General features: G+C 73.0%; 17 protein-coding genes and 1 pseudogene. 11 read left to right on the forward strand and 7 right to left on the reverse strand.

Annotated elements, in window-relative coordinates; translation table 11 throughout:
- Positions 1–506: 506 nt before the first annotated feature.
- Positions 507–809, forward strand: coding sequence for a hypothetical protein (locus LZF96_RS09350; RefSeq protein WP_233868599.1), 303 nt, complete (start codon positions 507–509; stop codon positions 807–809).
- Positions 810–890: 81 nt separating this feature from the next.
- Positions 891–1,196 carry a metalloregulator ArsR/SmtB family transcription factor gene (locus LZF96_RS09355; protein ID WP_233868713.1) on the forward strand — a complete coding sequence of 102 codons (306 nt, stop codon included), beginning with the start codon at positions 891–893 and terminating at the stop codon, positions 1,194–1,196.
- A gap of 299 nt (positions 1,197–1,495) precedes the next feature.
- Here LZF96_RS09355 and LZF96_RS09360 read toward each other — a convergent pair whose 3' ends face one another.
- Both LZF96_RS09360 and LZF96_RS09365 read right to left on the reverse strand, forming a co-directional pair.
- Positions 1,496–2,191, reverse strand: coding sequence for an alpha/beta fold hydrolase (locus tag LZF96_RS09360; protein WP_233868602.1), 696 nt, complete (start codon positions 2,189–2,191; stop codon positions 1,496–1,498).
- A gap of 189 nt (positions 2,192–2,380) precedes the next feature.
- On the reverse strand, positions 2,381–3,295 hold the full coding sequence (locus LZF96_RS09365) for an SDR family NAD(P)-dependent oxidoreductase (protein WP_233868605.1): 915 nt from the start codon (positions 3,293–3,295) through the stop codon (positions 2,381–2,383).
- A gap of 207 nt (positions 3,296–3,502) precedes the next feature.
- Here LZF96_RS09365 and LZF96_RS09370 point away from each other — a divergent pair.
- Both LZF96_RS09370 and LZF96_RS09375 read left to right on the forward strand, forming a co-directional pair.
- Positions 3,503–3,806, forward strand: a pseudogene (locus tag LZF96_RS09370) (hypothetical protein).
- Positions 3,807–3,892: 86 nt separating this feature from the next.
- Positions 3,893–4,942 (forward strand): Rieske 2Fe-2S domain-containing protein, encoded by a 1,050-nt coding sequence (locus LZF96_RS09375; RefSeq protein ID WP_233868608.1) that lies wholly within the window; start codon positions 3,893–3,895, stop codon positions 4,940–4,942.
- A gap of 85 nt (positions 4,943–5,027) precedes the next feature.
- Here LZF96_RS09375 and LZF96_RS26970 read toward each other — a convergent pair whose 3' ends face one another.
- Positions 5,028–7,139 carry a SpoIIE family protein phosphatase gene (locus LZF96_RS26970; protein ID WP_233868611.1) on the reverse strand — a complete coding sequence of 704 codons (2,112 nt, stop codon included), beginning with the start codon at positions 7,137–7,139 and terminating at the stop codon, positions 5,028–5,030.
- A 1-nt stretch (position 7,140) separates the two neighbouring features.
- Entirely contained in the window at positions 7,141–8,364 is a 1,224-nt protein-coding gene (locus LZF96_RS09385; RefSeq protein ID WP_233868614.1) for an acyl-CoA dehydrogenase family protein, read from the reverse strand.
- Between the two features lie 497 nt (positions 8,365–8,861).
- On the opposite strand from LZF96_RS09385, the gene LZF96_RS09390 reads away from it, so the two are divergent.
- The 4 genes from LZF96_RS09390 to LZF96_RS09405 all read left to right on the forward strand — a co-directional run bounded on the left by LZF96_RS09390 (position 8,862) and on the right by LZF96_RS09405 (position 15,360).
- Positions 8,862–13,052: a SpoIIE family protein phosphatase gene (locus tag LZF96_RS09390; protein WP_233868617.1), complete on the forward strand. Its 4,191-nt coding sequence runs from the start codon at positions 8,862–8,864 to the stop codon at positions 13,050–13,052.
- Positions 13,049–13,369, forward strand: coding sequence for an STAS domain-containing protein (locus LZF96_RS09395; protein WP_233868620.1), 321 nt, complete (start codon positions 13,049–13,051; stop codon positions 13,367–13,369). The genes LZF96_RS09390 and LZF96_RS09395 overlap by 4 nt, the downstream gene beginning before the upstream one ends.
- 317 nt (positions 13,370–13,686) lie before the next feature.
- Positions 13,687–14,304, forward strand: coding sequence for a hypothetical protein (locus tag LZF96_RS09400; protein WP_233868623.1), 618 nt, complete (start codon positions 13,687–13,689; stop codon positions 14,302–14,304).
- Between the two features lie 246 nt (positions 14,305–14,550).
- Positions 14,551–15,360, forward strand: coding sequence for a hypothetical protein (locus LZF96_RS09405; protein WP_233868730.1), 810 nt, complete (start codon positions 14,551–14,553; stop codon positions 15,358–15,360).
- Here LZF96_RS09405 and LZF96_RS09410 read toward each other — a convergent pair.
- A complete protein-coding gene (locus tag LZF96_RS09410; RefSeq protein WP_374203184.1) occupies positions 15,350–15,763 on the reverse strand; it encodes an ATP-binding protein in 414 nt (137 codons plus the stop codon). The two genes, LZF96_RS09405 and LZF96_RS09410, sit on opposite strands and share 11 nt — an antisense overlap.
- 260 nt (positions 15,764–16,023) lie before the next feature.
- Between LZF96_RS09410 and LZF96_RS09415 the strand changes: the two genes are divergently transcribed.
- A complete protein-coding gene (locus LZF96_RS09415) occupies positions 16,024–16,878 on the forward strand; it encodes a helix-turn-helix transcriptional regulator (protein WP_233868628.1) in 855 nt (284 codons plus the stop codon).
- Complete coding sequence (locus tag LZF96_RS09420; protein ID WP_233868633.1) at positions 16,875–17,060, forward strand: DUF397 domain-containing protein; 186 nt, start codon at positions 16,875–16,877, stop codon at positions 17,058–17,060. Before LZF96_RS09415 ends, LZF96_RS09420 begins: the two co-directional genes overlap by 4 nt.
- A gap of 147 nt (positions 17,061–17,207) precedes the next feature.
- On the opposite strand, the gene LZF96_RS26975 is transcribed toward LZF96_RS09420, so the two are convergent.
- A complete protein-coding gene (locus LZF96_RS26975; RefSeq protein ID WP_233868636.1) occupies positions 17,208–17,630 on the reverse strand; it encodes a peptidoglycan-binding protein in 423 nt (140 codons plus the stop codon).
- Between the two features lie 633 nt (positions 17,631–18,263).
- On the opposite strand from LZF96_RS26975, the gene LZF96_RS09430 reads away from it, so the two are divergent.
- Entirely contained in the window at positions 18,264–19,325 is a 1,062-nt protein-coding gene (locus LZF96_RS09430; RefSeq protein WP_233868639.1) for a beta family protein, read from the forward strand.
- 60 nt (positions 19,326–19,385) lie between these two features.
- Here the strand turns inward: LZF96_RS09430 and LZF96_RS09435 are convergent, their stop codons facing one another.
- Positions 19,386–20,306, reverse strand: a complete 921-nt coding sequence (locus LZF96_RS09435; RefSeq protein ID WP_233868641.1) for a hypothetical protein — start codon at positions 20,304–20,306, stop codon at positions 19,386–19,388.
- Between the last annotated feature and the right edge of the window lie 201 nt (positions 20,307–20,507).

Here is a 20,507-nt window from a genome sequence, read left to right on the forward strand (position 1 = left end):
GAGCCGTCCTTCCGGCAAGCGGTGCCGTTGGTCTGTCCCGGCATGATCATGAGGGGGCACCGTCGTGTTCCGTGGTGGGCGGACAGGAGGCACGCCCGACGTTTTCCCGGAGCCGAGCCGCCGTCCCCGAAGCCTTTCGAGTCGAGAGGTCCCCTCGCGACATGGGGGTACCGGATGATGTCGCTCGTGGGATTTCACCTGGTCGTGTCCATGGTGGTCCCCGGTGTCATGGACCCGGGGCGGTTCGAGAGCGGGCGGGCGATCCGGAGGCGGGCGACCCTGATCCAGGCTCGCACGACCCCGTGGAGGGCCGTGGCGGCGGCGCGGCACCACCGCGGGGAGGCGCGGTGACCGGCTCCCACCCGACCCGCCGGGGATCGCCGTCCGATCCCGGCTCCGGGCGTGTCGCCGTTCGGCACACATGCAAGAGTTGCTATATGATGATGTGGCAATGAGTCGCCCCGGTGCGAGCCGTGGGCGGGTACGCCACATCCGAGGAGTCCGTCATGACCACCGCCACCGAGCACCGCACGCACGAGGACCACGCCCACATCCACGGCGAGGGCTGCGGTCACGTCGCCTTCCCGCACGGCGACCACGTGGACTACGCCCACGACGGCCACGTCCACCGTTCCCACGACGGCCACGTCGACGAGTGCGACCCCTCCGGTCACGCGCCGCACGAGAGCCACGACCACGTTCACGGCGAGGGCTGCGGCCACGTCGCCGTCCCGCACGAGGACCACGTGGACTACCTGCACGACGGTCACCGTCACGCCGCCCACGACGGTCACTGGGACGATCACTGAGGCGACCGTCGAGGGATTCGCGCGCGGGGTGTCCCCACGCTAGTGGGAATCATTGTCATTTGCTAATATATGCATGTGACGATGATTCCCCCTCCCGCGACGGAGGACCCCCTGGACTCCCTCCGGGCCGCCAGTGACCTGCTGCGCGCCCTGGCGTCGCCGGTGCGCGTCGGCATAGTCCGGGAACTGGCCGGGGGTGGGAAGTGCGTCCACGAGCTGGTGGAGGCGCTGGGCGTGAGTCAGCCGCTGGTCTCGCAACACCTGCGGGTGCTGCGCACCTCCCGCATCGTCACCGTCCGCCGCCGGGCGCGCGAGGCCGAGTACAGCCTCGTCGACGACCACGTGGCGCACATCGTCCTGGACGCCATTCAGCACGCCCACGAGTAGTCGCCGCCCCGCCGCCGGGGTGGCGCGGCCCGACACGGTCTCCCGGGCGTTCCGGGCCGGGAGCGGCCGAGCCGAACCGGACACGCCGGAGCCCCGGCCGATCATCCGGCCCCGTGGCACCTCGGCTCAGGAGCGCCCCGGGGCGAGCCGGGCCGGGGCGTCGGCGGCCCCGGTGGCGGCGCCGACGCCGGCATGTACGCGGGGGTGACCGTCGATCTCGCCGCCCGGTACACCACCGTGTCGCTCGACCCGCGCGGCATGTCCCGCAGCCGTCCGCACCCGCCCGCACCCGGTCGGGGTCAGGAGGGCGCGCACTCCAGGAGGAGACGAGCCAGCTCGCGGGGGCGGGAGAACATCGGCCAGTGGCCGGTGTCCAGGGGCACCAGGCGCCAGTGTCCGCCCTTCACCAACTCGGCCACCTCCGGCGGCTCCCCACCCTCGAGCAGGCACGTGATGTACGTGGTCGGCAGCTCGGCGAGCGGGCGGGCCAACTCGGTGGGCTCGGTCAGCGAGGCCCCCGGATGCGGCGTGGCGCCGGCGACGATCCGCCCGATCTGCTCGTGGGTCAACCCCTGCCCGGCGTACTCCTCCGCCGGCAACGGCGGCCACCGGCCGTCGTTCGCGGCGATGGCGGCCTCCACCATCGCCCGGCCCTCCGGCCAGGCGGAGACGAACGACTCGCCGTCCACCGGCACGTTGGAGTCCACGCACACCAGATGTGCCAGTCGATCACCGATCAGCGCGGCGGCCTGTCCGACCGGGATGCCCGAGTAGTTGTGGCCGACCAACACCACCTCGCGCGGGTCGAGGCGCTCGATCTCCTCCACGATGTCCCGCACGTGGGTGCGCTGCCCGGCCGGCACGTCCCTCTTCTCCGCGAGTCCGGAGAGCGTCAGCGGATGCGCCTCGTGCCCGGCCGCGCGCAACTCCGCCACCACCTCGTCCCACGCCGATGCCCCGAGCCACGCTCCCGCCACCAACACGAAGTTCGCCATGCCCGGAACCGTAGCGGGAGGGTCCGACAGCACCCGGTCGGCGGGCCGTGCCGGGCGGATTCCGACATGTCGGATCCCCGACACCCGTCCCGGGGTGCCCCGCCCCCGACGCGGTGCGGGCTCCCACTCCGGAGACCAGGGATGGGAGCCCGCACCGTGCCCGCGTCGGACCGTCGGACCGTCGGACCGTCAGACCGGGAAGGACACGCCCGTCAGCTCCTCCGACAGCGCCCACAGCCGCCGCTGGACCGCCGTGTCCCTGGCCCGGGAATCCACCTTCACCGGCACCGGGTGCCCGCGGGTCTCCATGAAGCCGTCCGGTCCGTAGTACGACCCGCCCGGCACGCGCGGGTCGGTGGCGGCCCGCAACGTCGGCAGGGCACCCATCGCCGGGCTCTGCACCACGATCGAGCCGAACCGTTTCATCGAGTCGTTGAGGGGACCCGGCAGGTGGCGCATCAGCTCGGTCGCCGACAATCCCGGATGGGCGGCGGTGGCGATGGTGGTGTCCCGCTTCGCGAGCCGGGACTGCAACTCCCGGGTGAACAGCAGGTTCGCCAGCTTCGACCGGCCGTAGGCGGAGATCCGGTCGTAGGACCGCTCGGCGTGCGGGTCCTCGAAGTCGATCCCGGACCGGAAACGGTGCGCCATGCTGCTGATCGTCACCACCCGCGACCCCGGCACCGGCAGCAGCCGGTCCAGCAGCAGACCCGTGAGGGCGAAATGCCCCAGGTGGTTGGTCCCGAAGTGCAACTCGAAGCCGTCCCGGGTGCTGCCCCGCGGGATGTACATCACGCCGGCGTTGTTGATCAGCAGGTCGATCCGGGGGTACTCGCCGCGCAGCCGCTCGGCGGCGGCCCGGACGGAGTCCAGCGAGGCCAGGTCCAACTCCCGCACCGCGACCTTCGTCGCCGGGGCCGTCTCCGCGATCCGCTCGGCGGCCCGCTCACCCTTCTCGGTGTCCCGCACCGCCAGCACCACCGTGGCGCCGCGCTCGGCGAGCACCCGGGCGGTCTCGAAGCCGATGCCGGTGTTGGCCCCGGTGATCACCGCCACCCGACCGTCCTGCGCCGGCACGTCACCCTCGGACCACTGCTCCGCCATCATTCCTCCGTACATCGTCCAACCACGACCCGGCCCCCGTGTGCCCCAACGTAGAGGACCGACGACCCGGTACGACCGCGCGGGGCGGCGTGTCCCATCGCGGAGTCCTCCCTTCCCCGACTTTCCCCGACTTTCCCCGGCCTCGCGCGGGGTCGAGCCGTTGCCCGCCGGAGGTGTGAGAGCTCCCACGGGGGAAACCCGACCCCCATGGCCGAGGGGAACGGGTACCGGGTGGCGGCGTCGGGCGTGTGGCGCGACGAAGAGGACGGGCGCCGGCTCCCCGCCGGGGAGGTGCACGCCTGGCGGGAGGGCGGGAACGAGACCGTGTGCGGGCTCTCCCTCGCCCGTTCGGGCCTGGCACGCCTGGCGGCGTCCCGTGGGCCGAGGCATTCCCGGAATCGGGCGGTGCCGCCGACCGCGTCCGGCGCGTGTGCCCCCGGTGCGCGTCGGTGGCCGGCCGCCGGGGCCCCGACGCCCGCCCCCGTGGCGTCGGGTGAACCCCCGCCCCTGAGCGCTCCCGACCGACCCGAGCCGGCATCGACCCGACCCGACGCCTCGCGGAGGTTTCCACCGGCCCCGTCGGGCTACTCGGCCCCCATGAACGCAGCGAGCAGAAACCACCACGGCCCGGGCCGGCACGCCCTGCCGCGACCTCCCGCCGGTCCGGGGCCCTTCCTGTCGGCGGTGGACCGCCTGGAGAGGTACCCCGGCGCCGACGACATCATCGACACCGTTCGCCGGGTGGTGCGGGCCCTGCCGCTGGGCCGCGCCCGCGACCTCCTGCACGGCCGCCCCATCGGCCACCCGGCCCACCCGCTCCTGGTGCAGATGCCCATCGGCGCCTGGTTCTCCGCCGGAGTCCTGGACCTGCTGCCGGGGGAGGGGCGGCGTCGGGCCTCCCGCACCCTGGTCGGCGTCGGCACCCTGGCCGCGATTCCCGGCGCGTGGGCCGGCTGGGTCGACTGGGCGGAGTTGCACCGGCAGCAGATGCGCGTCGGCCTGGTGCACGCCGTCACCAATGGCGCCGCCATATGGGTGTACGCGGCCTCCTGGGCGGCCCGGCGCGGCGAGCGGCACGACCTCGGCAGGGCTCTCGGCTGGGTCGGGTTCGGTCTGGTGAGCCTCGGTGGGGCGCTGGGCGGTCACATGGCCTACCGGCAGGCGTCGGGCGCCAACCACGCCGAGGAGGTGCCGCATCTGGTCGGCCCCGGCTGGCACACCGTCGCGGACCTGTCCGACCTCCCGGTGGGGGAGCCGGTCCGCCGTCACGTGGGCGAGGTCGCCGTGGTGGTGGTGCGGGAGGGCGACGAGACCGTCCACGTCCTGGCCGACCGGTGCAGCCACCTGGCCGGCCCGCTGTCGGAGGGAACGCTGGAGAAGGGCTGCGTGCGCTGCCCCTGGCACGGCAGCCTCTTCCGGCTGTCCGACGGCTGGAACGTCGAGGGTCCGGCCACCGCCCCGCAGCCGGCCTTCGACACCCGGGTCGTGGACGGCCGACTGGAGGTCCGTATGCGGCACCTCTCCGAGGCCGGGGACCCCGACGAGTTCTCCGACGCCCACCGCGTCTCCGATGCCTCCGACACCTCCGACGCCTCCGACGAGCGGAAGCACCGCCGGGTGGGGGAGGAGGGTGAGGAAGCGGCCTGAAGGGGGCCGGATTCATCGGTGCCGGTGCCGGTGCCGGTGCCGGTGCCGATGCGGGAGCGGGCCGGGGGTCCCCCGGCCCGAACCGTCAGGGGTGGGCGGTGAGGGTGATGAGGGCGAGGTCGTCGCGGAGCCCCGACGCCGCCCACCGGGTGAGGGCGTCGTCGAAGAGCAGGTCGGCGAGTTGCCCGGCGGGAGGGTCCCCCACGGGACCGGCCCAGGAGTTCACCAGGGACGCCAGGTCCTCGGGTTCCCGCATCAGGTGGGGGCCGGACCCCTCGGTGAAGCCGTCGGTGTACAGCACCAGGCTGTCACCGGGGTGGAGCACCGTGGCGTGGACGGGGAGGTCGGTGAGGGGGAAGGCGCCCAGCAGGGGGCCGTGCCTGTCCAGGAGTCGGGTCCCGCCGTCGCGGCGCCGCAGCAGGGGGGCGGGGTGGCCGGCCGAGGTCACGCGCAGCCGGACGGAGCGATCGGTCGGGTCGGGCGGGTCCAGGACGACGTGGACGAGGGTGCAGAAGGGGCTGTTCTGCCGCTCCAGGGCCCGGTGGACGATGGGCAGGACGTGCCCGGGGTCGGGATCCTGCTGGGAGGCGGTCCACAGGGTGTGGCGGACCAACCCGGTGACGGCGGCGGCCGCGGGGCCCTTGCCGCAGACGTCGCCCAACATCAGGACCCACCGACCATCAGGCAGCGGGAAGACATCGTAGAAATCGCCGCCGATGTCCAGACTGTCGCCCTGGGGGCGGTAGCGGGCGGCGAGGTCCAGGCCGGGCACCCGGGGCAGGTCGGGTGGGAGCAGAGGCGTCTGAAGGGCCCGGGCGGTGGAGTGCAGACGGCCCAGGACACGGTCCTGACTGATGCCGACCGCGATCTGGTCGGCGATGCCGGCCAGTGCGTCGAGGGTCGTCCCGGGCAGCGGTCGGCGGGCGAAGAGCGCCATGACGCCCATGAGTTCGCCATCGGTGATCAGGGGGTAGCCGGCGAAGGCGACGATGCCCTCGCGGCGCGCCCACTCCTGGTCGTTGAGCCGGGGTTCGCCGACCATCGAGTTGGTCAGGTGCGGCTTGCGTCCGGCGGCGACGAGTCCGGCCTCGATGTCCCCGGGGCCGGCGGAGGAATGGGCGTCCCCGGGATCGAGCGGGGTCCGCAGTCCGGCGTCGACCCGGGGGGAGAGGGTGTTCCGCCGGGGGTCGCAGATCCAGACGCGGACGAGGGCGGCGTCCAGTCGGTCGACGACGGCCTGCGCGGAGCGCCGCAGCCGCTGCGGCAGGGGACCGCCGGTGGTCATGGCGGCGGCCACGTCACCGCTGAGGAGGGCGTGGCCGGTGCGTTCGGCCAGTCGGCGCCGGGTCTCGGCGACGCCGGTGACATCCTCCAGGATGATCAGGGTGTGCGGGGGGCCGTCGGCCGGGGTGACGGATTGGGCACTCATCCGCAGCACCTGCGGGACGTCGTCTTCCCCGGGGCGTTCGAAGAGCGCGGGCGGGGTGGGGGAGAGCGCGGCCCGGGCCAGGTGCTCGCACAGGTCCTCCCGGGCCGGCGGGGAGAAGAGGAGGGGGAAGGAGCGTCCCGTCGCTCCGGCCCGCAGACCGAGGATGTCGGCCGCCTTGCGGTTCCAGGCGATGAGGCGGGCGGTGGCGTCCACGGCGACGGCGCCGACGAGGGCCTGGTGGTGGAGTGGACCGAACAGGTGCTCGCCGGGCCGGCGGGGTACCCCGTCACCGGAGAGGAGCTGGCTCTGGGCGGCGTCCCGGGACGCCCGGTAGGCGTGCTGGAGGGCCAGTTGGTCGAGCAGCGACCGGGCGATCCGCGGAAGGTCGGCCACCTTGTCGGAGGGCACCCGGACGAGCCGCGCGGCGGGGGCGAGCAGGGCCAGGGCGGAGAAGCCGTCGGCCCCGCCCGGGTCGGTGTCGGCCGGGTCGGTGAGGAGGAGGAGAGCCAGCCCCCGGGCCCGGTCCCGCAACTCGCCGACGAGGCCGGCGGGCGCGGGCGCGCCCGCGCCCATGACCAACAGGGTCGGGGCCCCGGGGTCCCCGGACGACAGGATGTCCCCGGACGACAAGGGATCCCCGGACGGCGCGGCCTCCCCGGGATGGAGACGCCGCACGTCGGCCTCCCCGTCGAGTTCCCTCAGCAGAACGGTCGCGGTGGCGTCGTCGACGCCGGCCAGGAGCACGCGGGGCGAGCCGGAGAGGGTCACCTCACTCCCCCAGCAGCGGCTGGTCGAGCAGGGCTCTGCCGGTCCAGACGCGCAGGGTGTCGGTCAGGGGAGCCATCACGTGGGCGGCGCGGGCGTCGCGCAGATGACGTTGCAGGGGGCTGTTCAGGGAGTAGCCGATGCCCCCGGTGAGGGTGAGCGCGTCGTTGATCACCGACTCGGCCGCCTCGGCGACCTCCGCCTTGGCGGAGCACAGGCCCAACAGTCCCTCGGGTCCGCCGGCGTCGGCCTCCGCGGCGGCCCGGTAGATCAACCGCCGGGTGCGTTCGACGCGCGCCCACATGGTTCCCAGACGGTGTTGCACCAACGGCTGCGCGGCCAGGGCGTTGCCGCTGTGCGCGTGGCGGCGGCGCAGCAGGTGGCCGCGGGCCTCCTCCAGCGCCGCGGCGGCCACCCCCAGGTAGGTGCCGGCCATGGCGACCAGGAAGTAGGGGGCGACGACGTTGAAGACGTACCAGATCTCGGCGCCCTCCTCGCCGAGCAGCCGGGTGCGGGACAGCGACACCTCGTCCAGGCGCAGGGAGCGCGAGTTGTTGCCGCACATGCCCATGCCGGTCCAGGGCGGACCCCAGCTCACGCCGGGGCCGTCACCGTCGAGCAGCACGCAGGAGAACTGCCCCGGCAGCGCGTCCTCCCCGGCCGCGACGGTGGAGACGACGTAGGAGTCGGCGTGCTCGCCGTTGGTGACGAAGCTCTTCTCCCCGGTGAGGGACAGTCGGCTGCCGCGGGTCTCCATGCGGGTGCGGGGCAACCAGAACTCCCCTCCGGTGCCCGGCTCGGACAGGGCCAGGGTGGTCAGGTGCCTCCCGGCGGCGATGGGTTCGAGGTAGTGCCGCCGCTGGTGATCGGTGGCGCGGGCGGCGATCACCGCGCAGGCGACCAGATGCATGCCAAAGCAGATGGAGGTCGAGGCGCAGGCCCGGCCCGTCGCCTCGCCGACCCGTGCCACGGCCGACAGGCCGTGTCCCATTCCGCCGAATTCCTCGGGGACCACCAGGCCACCGAGTTCGGAGAGCAACGCCGCCATGCCCTCGGCCGGCCACCGGCGCTCGGCGTCCACGGAAGCCGCTCGCGGGGCGAGGACCTCCTCGGCCAGTCGGCGGGCCGTGGCCACGGCCGCTCCCGGTTCCATCAGCACCACCATCGACCGCCTTCGATCACGCCGCTGTTCACCGGCGACATCCTTGCCACCCGACAACCATGCCATGGTGGTGGGGTGGGATCGGTCCCGGCCCGTGTCGCGGTGGCCCGTCGGAGGCCCCGCCGACGGGGGTTCCCGCGGCCGGCGTATCGCTTCCCGCCCATCGCCGCAGGTGGGAGACGGCCCGTTCGATGTCGTGGCGGAGGGCGGTATGAATATCGGGATGAAAGGCGGAAAGTCGATCGATACCGGTGATGTTGAACACGTGTGCCACGGGAGACCGGGGCCCGGCCGTCCGGTGGGTCGGATGGGGCTCGGGGAGTGCTCGGATTATCCTACGAAATCGTCGTGTTCGTGCGGGGTGGTGCCGCACCTTCCGGCAACGGGGCCCCGGGCCCCGTTGCCGAGCCGTGGCGCCGGCCGGGGGCCGGGGCTCGGCGGCGGGTCACCGCCGTCGGCCGCCGTCATCGGTTCGGCGGGCGGACGCGCGCGCCGTGGGTTCTCCACGCGCGCGTTCGGTATCGGCGTGGCCCCGGGCCGTCGCCGCGAAGGAGAGGTGTCGCGTGGCAGGGCCTGAGGACGCGGAGCGGGAGCTTCCGGCGACCGCCGGTGTCGGAGTGTTCGCCGCCGACCCGGAAGTGGGCCGGGACCTGGCCGCGGTGGACTGGACGGCCACCCCGCTCGGGGTGCCGGAGGACTGGCCGCAGAGCCTGCGGACCGCGGTGAGCATCCTGCTGTCCTCCCGCTTCCCGATGTGGATGGCATGGGGGCCGGAACTGACCTTCTTCTGCAACGCCGCCTACCGGCGCGACACCCTGGGACAGAAGTACCCGTGGGCGCTGGGTCGGCCCGCCGACGAGGTGTGGTCGGAGATCTGGGACGACATCGGTCCCCGCATCGACACCGTGCTCGCCACCGGGGAGGCCACCTGGGACGAGGCGCTGCTGCTCTTCCTCGAGCGCTCCGGCTATGTCGAGGAGAGCTACCACACCTTCTCCTACAGCCCGCTGCGCGACGACTCCGGCACCGTGGTCGGCATGTTGTGCGTGGTCAGCGAGGACACCGAACGCGTCATCGGCGAGCGCCGCATGGCCACCCTGCGCGACCTGGGCTCCGATCCCAGCGTGATCCGCACCGAGCAGGAGGTCATGGCCTTCGCGAGCCGGCAACTCGCCCGCAACCCGCACGACCTGCCCTTCACGTTGACCTACCTGTGCGAGGAGGACGGCTCCGCCCGACTGGCCGGGGAGTCCGGCATTCCCGCCGGGCACCCCGCCGCCCCGGCCCGGATCGAGGCGGACGACCCCGACCCGGTGTGGCCCGCCCGGACCCTGGCCCGGGGGGAGACGACATCGGTGCCGCTGGACGGTGACCGGTTCGTCGGTTCGACCGCCGGCGGTTGGTCCGAGCCGCCCACCCGGGCACTGGCCGTACCGCTGCTGCGGCAGGGCGACACGCCCCACGGGTTCCTGGTGACCGGCCTGAACCGGTACCGGGTGTTGGACGAGGCCTACCGCGGCTTCGTCGAACTGGCGGCCGGTCACCTCGCCGCCGGCATCGCCTCCGCCCGCAGCTACCGGGCCCAGCAGCGGCGTGCGGAGGAACTGGCCGAACTCGACCGCGCCAAGACCACCTTCTTCTCCAACATCAGCCACGAGCTCCGCACCCCGCTGACCCTGATCACGGGACCGGTGGAGGAACTGCGGACCCGACTGGCGGACTCCGACGCCCGGGTCCGCGAGGAACTGGAGGTCATCCATCGCAACGCGCTGAGGCTGGGCAAACTGGTCAACACGCTGCTGGACTTCTCCCGCATCGAGGCCGGCCGCATGCAGGCCCGCTACGAGCCCACCGACCTCGCCGGCGTCACCGCCGAACTGGCCGGTGTCTTCCGCTCCGCGATGGACCGGGCCGGACTCGCCTTCGCCATCGACTGCGCCCCCACGGGCGAACCGGTGTTCATCGACCGCGGCATGTGGGAGAAGGTGATCCTCAACCTGCTCGGCAACGCGCTGAAATTCACCTTCGAAGGCGCCATCCGCGTCACCGTGCGCCGCGAGGACGACGGAGCCGTGGTCACCGTCACCGACACCGGCATCGGCGTGCCCCGCGCCGAACTGCCGCGCTTGTTCGAAAGGTTCCACCGCATCGAGAACGCCCGCTCCCGCTCCAACGAGGGCAGCGGCATCGGCCTGGCCCTGGTGCGGGAACTGGTCGGTCTGCACGGGGGCACCATCACCGCCGACTCCACCGAGGGCGAGGGAACCCGCTTCACCATCCGGCTGCCCTTCGGTCACGCCCACCTGCCGGCCGGGTCGGTCGCCCCCGAGTCGCTCGCCCCCGGGGCGGGCGGCGGCGTCGCGCCCACCGCCGTGGACCCCTACCTTCAGGAGGCGTCGCGCTGGCTGCCCGATGACACCGCCGAGGCCATGGTGGACGAGCTCGGCGCGCGGCCCACCGAAGGAGCCCCGTCCCCCTACACCTCGGGCCCGGCCGCCCCGGCCCGGGTCCTGGTGGTCGACGACAACGCCGACATGCGCGAGTACCTCACCCGCATCCTCACCGGCGCCGGTTACGAGGTCGCCGCGGTCGGCGACGGCCGGCACGCCCTGCGGGCCATCCGCCGGGACGCCTTCGACCTGGTCGTCAGCGACGTGATGATGCCGGACCTGGACGGACTGCAACTGGTCTCCACCCTGCGCGCCGACCCGCGCATCGCCTCCGTGCCGGTGCTGCTGCTGTCGGCCCGGGCGGGACAGGAGGCATCCATCGAGGGACTGGAGGCCGGCGCCGACGACTACCTGGTCAAGCCGTTCGCCGCGGCCGAACTCCTCGCCCGGGCCCGCGCCAACATCGAGTTGGCCCGACTGCGCGACCACCAGTCGCGCTGGCGCGCCGCCCTGGTGGACTCCCTGCAGGAGGCCTTCTTCGTCTGCGACGAAAGGGGCGCCGTCATCGAGATCAACACCGCGTTCACCGACATCCTCGGCTACGGTCCGGAGGATCTGCCGTACGAGCCGATCCACCCCTGGTGGCCCGACGCGGAAACCGATCCCGAGGCCCATCGGCAGGTCGGCGAGGCGTTCGACCTGCTCCTGGACAACTCCAAGGGCTCCTACACGATCCCCGTCCGACGTCGGGACGGGCACTGGCTGTGGGTGACCGCCACCTTCGCCCGGGTCCGGGACCCCGACACCGGGCGAGTCGTCACGGTCGGCACCTTCCGCGACGTCACCGCCGAGCACCACGCCATCCAACGCGAGAGCGCCCTGGCCGCGCTGAGCACCGTCCTGTCCGCGGCCGCCGACCTGCCCGGGGCACTGCGGGCCGCCCTGGAGGAGCTGCGGGCCCTGTGGGGATCCCGGCGCGTCCTGGCCGCCGTCTTCGACAACGGGGACACCCCCGCGCTCGTCGCCGGCGACGGTGCGACCTGGGAAGACCTGCCCGACGAGCGCCGGCACTCGCTCACCGGGCTGCGCCGGCGGCCCCCGCTCAGCCCGGTCACCGACCACACCGGGGCCGGCGTCCTCCTGGCACACCCCGAGGGGCCGATGGCCCTGTGGATCGAACTCGATGTCAAACGGCCCTTCACCGACGAGGACCGGGTGCTGTTGTCCCTGCTGGCCGGTCACCTGGCCCAGGGCCTGAACCGTGTCCACCGGATCGACCAGCAGCGCAGGACCGCCATCGCCCTGCAGCGCGCCATCCTCGGTCCCGCCGGCCTGCCCCCCGGCTTCGCCGTGCGCTACGAGCCCGCCGGCCGGCCCCTGGAGGTCGGCGGCGACTGGTACGACACGATCTCCCTGCCGGACGGACGCATCGGCATCGTCGTCGGGGACTGCGTCGGACGCGGCCTGGAGGCCGCCGCCGTCATGGGACAACTGCGCAGCGCCTGCCGGGCGCTGCTCCTGCAGGACGCCAACCCCGGGCGGACCCTGATGGCCCTGGACCACTTCGCCGCGGGCATTCCCGGCGCGGCCTGCACCACCGTCTTCTGCGGCGTCCTCACCCCGGAGACCGGGCGGCTGACCTACTCCAGCGCCGGGCACCCGCCGGGCGTTCTCGCCCACCCCGACGGCACCATTCGGCTCCTCGACGGGGGACGCTCCGCCCCCCTGGCCGTCCGTCCCGGCGGGGAACGTCCCGAGGCGGAGTGCGTGCTGCCGGCCCGTGCCACCCTCCTGCTCTACACCGACGGGCTGATCGAACGCCGCCGAACCCCGCTGACCACGGGCATCGACCGGGTCGGCGAAGCCGTCCAGGAGGGTCGGGAGGTCGCGGTCGACGACCTCGCCACCCGGGTCATGGACCGGATGGCGCCCGCCGACGGCTACGACGACGACGTCGCCCTGCTGCTCTACCGCCACCCGGCTCCCCTGGAGGTGACCTTTCCCGCGGAATCCTCCCAACTCGCGCCCGTCCGCAAGGCCCTGCGCAGTTGGTTGGGCCGGTGCGACCTGCCGCCCGGCACCGCGCAGAGCGTTCTGGTCGCCGCCGGCGAGGCCTGCGCCAACGCCATCGAGCACGGCCACCGGGACGCCCCCGGGGACACCGTCCGGCTGCGTGCCGAGGCCCTGGTGGACGACCTGCGCCTGGTCATCACCGACACCGGCCACTGGAAGACGCCGCAGCCGGAGCTCAACACCCATCGGGGCCGGGGTGTCACCCTGATGCGCGCGCTGATGCGCCGGGTCACCATCACCCCCGGCCCGTCCGGCACCACCGTCGACATGCAGATGAGGATCGCCCGATGACCACCTCGCTCACCTTCGCTTCCGGTCGGTGTCCCGACGGTCGTGCCCGGTTGGCGATCACCGGCGAGATCGACATGGGCAACAGCACCACCCTCGCCGAGGCCCTGGACGACCTCCCGGGTCCGCTGGTGGTGGACCTGACGGCGGTGGAATACCTCGACAGCGCGGGGTTGAGCGTGCTGTTCGCCCGGGCCGACCGCCTCGAACTCGTGGCCGCCCCGCTGCTGGAGCCGGTCCTGACGATCTCGGGGCTCGCCGACCTGACCACCGTCCGGATCGACGAACCGAACTCCACGGACGGCCCCGCCCGGCGCTGACCGGCTCCGCTCCCGCGGCGACGAGCGCGACGAGCGCGCCCCGCGCGGTCGCCGCGGGAGCGGAGCCGGTGCGGGAGCCCGACGCGGGAAAACACCGGGACCGTCCCGGGGCCCGGTCCCACCGCCGAGGGCGGGACGGGCCCGCCGGTCGGTCCCCGCCGCTCCCACGGCTTCGCCGACCGGAGGAGACGCCCCCGGAGGGTGCGCCGGGCACCCGTTCGGGCCGGCTGCGATGGCGACGGGAAGAGGGGGTGCCCAGAGTGGAAGCGCTCGATGTGGCCGTCCGCTCGGCTCCCACCTCCCGAAGGAGAACCGTCATGCCCGAACGCAACACCCTGATCCGCAGCCTGCACGATGTGGGGCTGGCCGCCTGGTTCGGCGGCTCGCTGATGGGGGCGGTCGGCCTCAACGGCGCGGCCCGGGACGAAGGCGCGACGGAGAAGGACGGGGCGCGGATCGCCTCCTCCGGCTGGGCGAAATGGACACCGGTCAACGCCGCCGCCATCGGCGCGCACCTGTTCGGCGGCGGCGGACTGCTCGCCGCGAACGCCCACCGGGTGGCGCACCAGCAGGGCGTGGGCGCCTCCACCGTGGCCAAGGCCGCCCTCACCGGAGCGGCCCTGGCCGCCACCGCCTACGCCCGCGTCGCCGGCAAGAAGATCGAGTTGGCCTCCTCCTCCGACCCGGAGGACACCGAGAAGGCGTCCCAACACCCCCTCGACACCGAGGAGGCCAAACGTCGGCTCGCCTACGCCCAGTGGGCGGTACCGGCCCTCACCGGCTGCCTGGTGGTGCTCAACGCGCTGCACGGCGAACAGCAGCGCCCCGCCGAGCAGCTGCGCGGCTGGCGCAACGGCGGGCTCCGTCACTCCATCCACGCCCCGTCGTTCCAGGGCGCGTTGAACCGAATGCCCTCGGCGGCCCACCGCCGGTAGGGGCGACCGGCGGCCATCGACGCGCGGCCTCTCCGCGGTGCGCCGCGCCCGGCGACGTCCGGGCGGGCCCGGGGCACGCCACGACCGTCTCCCTCCCCGCCCGGGAACCGGGGCGGGGAGGGAGACGTCCCATCCCCGGGTGAGCCCCCGGGGCGTCGGTGACCACCGGCGGCGGGGCCGGGGCGCCGGGGAGGGGTTGGCGTGGGGACGGGATCACGCGGGGGGCGGGGTGGTCGCCTCCGGGGCGTGGGGGCGATCATCCTGGTCGGCACGGTGACGGCGCTGCTCGCGACGGCGGAGCCGGCCCGGGGCGAGACGGGACCGGGGCCGCTGCCCGCGCCGGTGCCGGAGGACGTCACCCGGTGGTTCGAGGGGGCGACCCTCCCATGGATCGAGGAGGCGGCCGAGTCCGTCGAGGAGGACCCGGGGTACGGCCGCGAGGTGACCGACGGGCGGTGGGAAGTGCGTGAGCCCACCTCCTATCACCTGTTCACCACCCCCTTCCTCCGGGGCGTGGTACGGGAACCCGACGGGGCGCTGAGGCCGGGCGACCGGTGGCTCGCCGCCGTGACGGTCGACGGCACACCCCTGTTCACCGTCGAGGCGGAACGCGAGGAGGACGGTGGGATCGTCTTCGTGGCGTGGACCACGTCCGCCGATCTCGCCGAGGGACTGATCGACCTGCGCGAGGGGGAGGCCCCGCTGTTCGATCCCCCGCACCACGCCTGGTACGGGTACGCCGACGGGGTCGTCCGCGGCCTGAACGCCGACGGCCGGCGACACGTGCCGGAGCCGGTGCCGTTCGCGGAGTTCGCCCGCCGGATCGAGGAGGCGTACGCGCCCGTCTTCTCGCCGGACGCGGCGACGTGGCCGGAGGACCTCGTCGGGATCGGGCCCCCGACGGACCCCGGCCCGTCGGGGGCCGCCGTCCCCGGGTGGGTGTATCCGGCCGGCCTCGTCCTGCTCCCGATAGGCGTCTTCGCCGCCGTGGTGACGGTGCTGCTCCGCCGCCGGCGTGGCGCCGGCGGGCCGGAGACGGACCCGATCACCGGCTGAGGGGGGTGCTCCGGTGGTCTGTCGGTCCCCGGTCGGTGTCGCGGTCGAAGGGACGGGAGAACGGACATGGACGTGCCGGGTCGATCTCGGCCCAGACGATCTTGCCGCCCTCCGTTCGCGGCTGTGCTCCCCACCGGTCGGCGAGGGCGGCGATCAGAGCCATTCCGCGCCCCGACTCGCCGTGCGGCGGCGGGTTCTCCCGTTGATCGGGCAGCCGGTCGCCCCGGCTGTCGGTGACCTCGACCCGCACCGTGCCCGTCGCCGGGAGGAGCACCAGCGAGATGTGGAAGTCCCGCCCGTCCCGACAGCCGTGGAGAACGGCGTTCGCGCACAGTTCGGCGACCACGTGCTGGACACGTTCCGTCATGTTCGGCGGTACGTTCCAGCCGTGCAGCGTCTCCACGGCGAGGAGCCGGGCGAGCCGCGCGCCACGCGGCGTGGAGGAGAGAACCTGTGTGAAAGTCCGCAGAACAACGGGGTTTCGGGTACCGGCGGGGAAGTGCATGGAACCCACCGTGCCGGTCGCGCGCGGTTTTCGCCGGCATTTCATCGTGTACGAAAAGTGAGTGTACAAGCACTCAGGGTAGACGGTACGCTGATCCCGCGTCACACTGGGTGAAGGTGAGCGCCGGGTGCCCCGGCGCCTTCCGGAGGGAGCCAGGAGTGACGAACGGGGAAGCGACCACCACGACATGCGACGGCCTGCGCGAACCGGATCCGTCCGACAGCCTGCGGACCTTCGGCGCGGTCGTGCAGGGATTGCGCGAACACGCGGGGCTCAGCCGCGCCGAATTCGGCGATCTGGTCCGGTTCTCCAAACACACGGTGGTGTCGGTCGAGTTGGGGCGCAGGATGCCCGACCCGTCGTTCGTGGAACGGGCGGAGGAGGCGCTGGGCAACACCGGTGCCCTGCGCCGGGCCGCCCGTCACCTGACGCGCGGCGAACCCGGCCTGGCCGCATGGTTCCGCCGCTGGGCCCGCCTGGAACGCGAGGCGGTCAGCCTCTCCACCTACGAATGCCGCCTGGTCCCCGGCCTGTTGCAGTCCGAGTCCTATGCCCGGGTGGCTTTCCACAACAGTGTTCCCCCGCTTTCGGACGAGCAGATGGAAGCGCAGGTGACCGCTCGCCTGCAACGCCAGCAACTCATCAAGGAGAAGTCGAACACCTCCTTCAGCTTCATCGTGGAGGAGTTCGTCCTACGCCGCCCCTTGGGTGGAGCAGCGGTGACACGTGATCAATTGACCCACATCCTGGAACTCACCGAGCATCGCAACGTGAGTGTCCAGATCATGCCGATCGGGAGTGAGCGGCACGCGGGGCTGGACGGTCCTCTGGCACTGTTGGAGATGCCGGATGGTCGACGTCTCGCCTACTCCGAGGGGCAGAAGAACGGTCGTCTGATCTCGGACGTGGCCGAGGCGGTGGTGTTGCATCAACGGTATGCGACACTCCGCTCACAGGCCCTCGATCCCACAGCCTCGGTGGGCCTGTTGAAGAGCCTACGAGGAGAGTCATGAAGAAGCGCCTTGCCTGGTTCAAGTCCAGTTACAGCGGTACCGAGGGGGACAACTGCGTCGAGGTCGCGTTCGGTGAGCGGGCGGTTCTGGTGCGGGACTCGAAGGACACGGCGCGTCCGCACCTCGCCGTCCGGCGCGAGGAGTGGGCCCGACTGCTGGAGTTCACCACCGCGCGGCTCTGAGCTCCCATCCGGCCGGACCGGCCACCGATGATTGACCGCGACCGTTCGGCGGCCGTCGCGGAGCGGGGTGGACACGCACGGGGGCCGGTCCGGATTCCGCCCGGTCGCCCGCCCGGTGGTCGGGGCGGGCGGGCGACCGGGCGGGGCTCAGCCCGGGCGGCCGCAGTAGGTGGAGCCGCTGCTCCGCCTGATCTCCCAGCGCATGGCGTTGCGGGTGTTGGGTCCGTAGACGCCGTCCGAGGCGACTCCGTTCCGGCTCCGGGCCGTGCGCAGGGCGCTCTCGGTGGCGGGACCGAAAACGCCGTCCACGTCGAGACGTGCCCCCTCGCACCGGTTCAGGGACCACTGGAGGGCCTTCACGTGCTCGCCGCCGGCGCCACGCCCCATGACGCAACTGAAGGAGCCGCCGCTGGCGGCGGGCAGGGGCGCCCGGTCCCCGTTGCGGAGGGTGTACCAGGACGCCTTGGCGCACGGGTTGTCGGCGTGGGCGGTGGACGCGGTGGTCACGCCGAGACCGCTGAGCACGGCGACCGCGGCGAGTGTGGCGGCGAGATGCTTCTTCACCTTCACGGGGACTGCTCCTCGGAGGTCGTGGCCTTGATCGCGTCGGCGATCAACCCTGTGGCCAACCCTGCCGGAACCGGGGAATTCTCCGGGTTCCCGAGGAGATCATCCGGGTTTTGAGGGCACTTCCGGCAGTGGGGTGAACAGTTTTCACCCCACCGGTGGATGAAGTGACGAACGTTCGATCGGCGGCATGGTCGATGTGCGGTTTCCCGGCTCACTCACCGTGCGACCCTTGCGGAAAATCGACACGGGAAACAACGACGACGGGATGTGCAATCCTGGGTCGTTTCCCGTTGACGAAGGGGGTGGCGGTTTCCCATCAGGGGCCCGGACGGGGCCGGGTGCCGGAGGCCCCTCTGTGGGGGCGCCCGACCGCCGGAGGGCCCCGCCCCGGGGTGGGGAAAGCGGCGCGGACGCCTGCCCGTGCGCCCGGTGGGCCGGTTCCGCTCCCGGTTCGGGCGACTCCGATCGGAGGAGGAAAACACCTCACGTGCCACCCGGGGCAACACCCGTGGCGACGCTTTCACGGGACACGGCAAATAGGCCGGCCGGGCCGAAAATCCCTCCTTTACGGCATCCGGTTTTCCCTCGGAATCTGTTGGTGTGGGCGCCGGATCGGACCGAGGAGGGACCGTCGTGTCGGAAACCCCCTATGTTCCCGTCCTGCCGGTTCGGAAATTCGCCGTCCAGGCCCATCGGATGCTTCATCCCCCGATTCGCCACGCGATGTTCCCGCTGTGGACCCTGCATCCCTGCCCCGGTGTTTCGCCGAAGGACGCGGAGGAACACCTTCGCCCCCTTCTGGCCGATGTTGGAAAGTGCCAGGCCGGGCGCCCGGGGTGGATCGACGCGTCGGCCCTGGAGGACGGGCAGTGGTCCCGACTGCTTCCCGCCCTCGTCGAACTCGTCGAGTTCTGCTCCCTGCGGCCCGTGGTGACGGTCGGCCGGCACCCCCACGACCCCAAGCAGGGGATCCCGGGGGTGATCGGTGGTGATTCGGGGGAACTGGGCATCCGCGTCCGTGTACCGGGGGAGTGGCGGGAGTCGTCGGCCGAGGTGGTCCGCACCCTGGTGGGCCGTCTCGACCCGGCCACGCGAGTCGACCTCCTGCTGGATCTGTCCGTGGTGTCCGGGGACCGACCGGAGGCGGCCAAGGAAGCACTGCGCGCCCTGGACGCTCTCGTGCCGTTGGCGTCCTGGCGGACCGTCGTCGTCCTGGCCGGTGGCTTCCCCGAGCCCGCGCCGGTCTCGGCGGGATACGAATGGGTCGAGGAGGCCCGCACGGAGCGGCTGGTGTGGCGGGAGGTGCTCGCCGCCGGCCGCGCGTACTCACCCCTGCTCGCCCCCGGGGATTACGCGGTCCGGTCACCGTCCGTCCTCGAGGCACCGGTGAGGGACCAAGGGGAGAAGCGGCACACCGGGACGCTTCGGTACACCACCGAGGACTCGTTCGTGATCTGCCGGATGTGGCACCGGGGGCGGAGGCGGGACGAGATGAACCGGGAAACCCTGCGTCGTCTCGTCGGGCTGCCGGAGTTCCGGGGCACGGCGGCGGGAGCGGGGGAGACCTGGCTGTGGAACGCGGCCCGGGGGCACGACGACTTCGGCGGACCGGTGGGCACCGGGGCCCATGCCGACTGGATCCGGATCGGCACGGTGCAGCACCTGACGCGGGCGGTGCGCGAACGGCACGGGTGAGGGACCGGGCCGCCGTTCCGCCGGGGACGGTCACCCCCTGGCGGAACGGCGACCCGGGTGTCACGGCTCCAGGCCGGTCAGCCAGGCGCGCGGACCCTCCACCTCACCGGTGGGGTGCAGGTAGACGGTGGCGGGCACCTCGCCGTCGTCCAGCAGGTGGATCGTGCACTCCCGCACCGTCCCGCCGGGCCTCAGCATCTCGTTCGGGACCGCGTCCGGGCAGGGCTCCACCCCCCGCCCGTGGACGTCGAGCAGGAGTAGCGGCTTGGAGGAGGCGCCGGTGGCCGTCCAGACCTCGATGCCGTCCCGCATGCTCGGCAGCAGGTCGTGCTCCCCGTCGTTGCGGTACTCCATCGTCACGTGGAAGGGGGTCTTCCCCTCGGTCTCCACGTCCCACTCGTGGAGGTCCCGCGCGGTGCCCTCGGCCACCTCCACGAGGGAGGCGAGCAGGGGGACGTTCTCACCCGAGTGCTTGGACCAGGCGGTCTCCACCTCGGAGCCGGGCGCCCGGAGCGTCTCCATCGGCTCGGCGCCGTCCACCGGCCACAGCAGCGGCTCGTCACCCGGGTCGGTGTACGCCACCCGCAGCGGCTCGCCCCCCGGGTACATCAGGAACATCTGACAGATCGTGACGGTCTCCCCCTCGTCGATACGGTCGGGGGCCTGCCGATCACAGGCCGCCGGGTAGGGGGAGGAGCCACCGCCGAAGGTCATCAGGGAGAGCGGCTCCGCCGCCCGGCCGTCCGTGCCCACCACGGCGAAGCCCTCCTCCACGGCGGGGTCGGTCACGGCCCCGTCCGTGGCCGTGACCTCGAAGGTGAGGTAGTGGGGGACCAGACCCTCCTGGTGGTCGCGCAGACTGATGTTCTCCAGGTCGGACTCCTTCCCCCTGGTCAGGATGGACGGGGTCACCTCGATCCCCCGGGCGCTTTCCCCCTCGTCGGTCCAGGTGGTTCCCCGGGTGTCACCGGCCAGGGGCAACTCCTCGGCGTCACCGCCCCCGGGCGCCCCGGCCTCGTCCGCCGTCTCCGCGTTCCCGGCGCCGCCCCGGTGGCCGGGCCGGTCTCCCCCTCGCCCCGCTCGGGGAGGCCGCCCCCGCAGCCCGTGAGCACCAGGGTCACCGCCGTGGCGGTGACCGTCCCCGTGACGTGTCCGCGTATGCGCACCGGAACTCCGTGTGTC

The organism is Streptomyces sp. ST2-7A (assembly GCF_021390475.1).
Classification (GTDB): domain Bacteria; phylum Actinomycetota; class Actinomycetes; order Streptomycetales; family Streptomycetaceae; genus Streptomyces.

Bases quoted from the DNA above. Each gene is read 5' to 3' on its own strand.
- LZF96_RS09385 (WP_233868614.1), bottom strand. From the start codon at position 8,364: ATGGCATGGTTGTCGGGTGGCAAGGATGTCGCCGGTGAACAGCGGCGT.
- LZF96_RS09400 (WP_233868623.1), top strand. From the start codon at position 13,687: ATGCCCGAACGCAACACCCTGATCCGCAGCCTGCACGATGTGGGGCTG.
- LZF96_RS09395 (WP_233868620.1), top strand. From the start codon at position 13,049: ATGACCACCTCGCTCACCTTCGCTTCCGGTCGGTGTCCCGACGGTCGT.
- LZF96_RS09350 (WP_233868599.1), top strand. From the start codon at position 507: ATGACCACCGCCACCGAGCACCGCACGCACGAGGACCACGCCCACATC.
- LZF96_RS09365 (WP_233868605.1), bottom strand. From the start codon at position 3,295: ATGGCGGAGCAGTGGTCCGAGGGTGACGTGCCGGCGCAGGACGGTCGG.
- LZF96_RS09420 (WP_233868633.1), top strand. From the start codon at position 16,875: ATGAAGAAGCGCCTTGCCTGGTTCAAGTCCAGTTACAGCGGTACCGAG.
- LZF96_RS09375 (WP_233868608.1), top strand. From the start codon at position 3,893: ATGAACGCAGCGAGCAGAAACCACCACGGCCCGGGCCGGCACGCCCTG.
- LZF96_RS09355 (WP_233868713.1), top strand. From the start codon at position 891: ATGATTCCCCCTCCCGCGACGGAGGACCCCCTGGACTCCCTCCGGGCC.
- LZF96_RS09360 (WP_233868602.1), bottom strand. From the start codon at position 2,191: ATGGCGAACTTCGTGTTGGTGGCGGGAGCGTGGCTCGGGGCATCGGCG.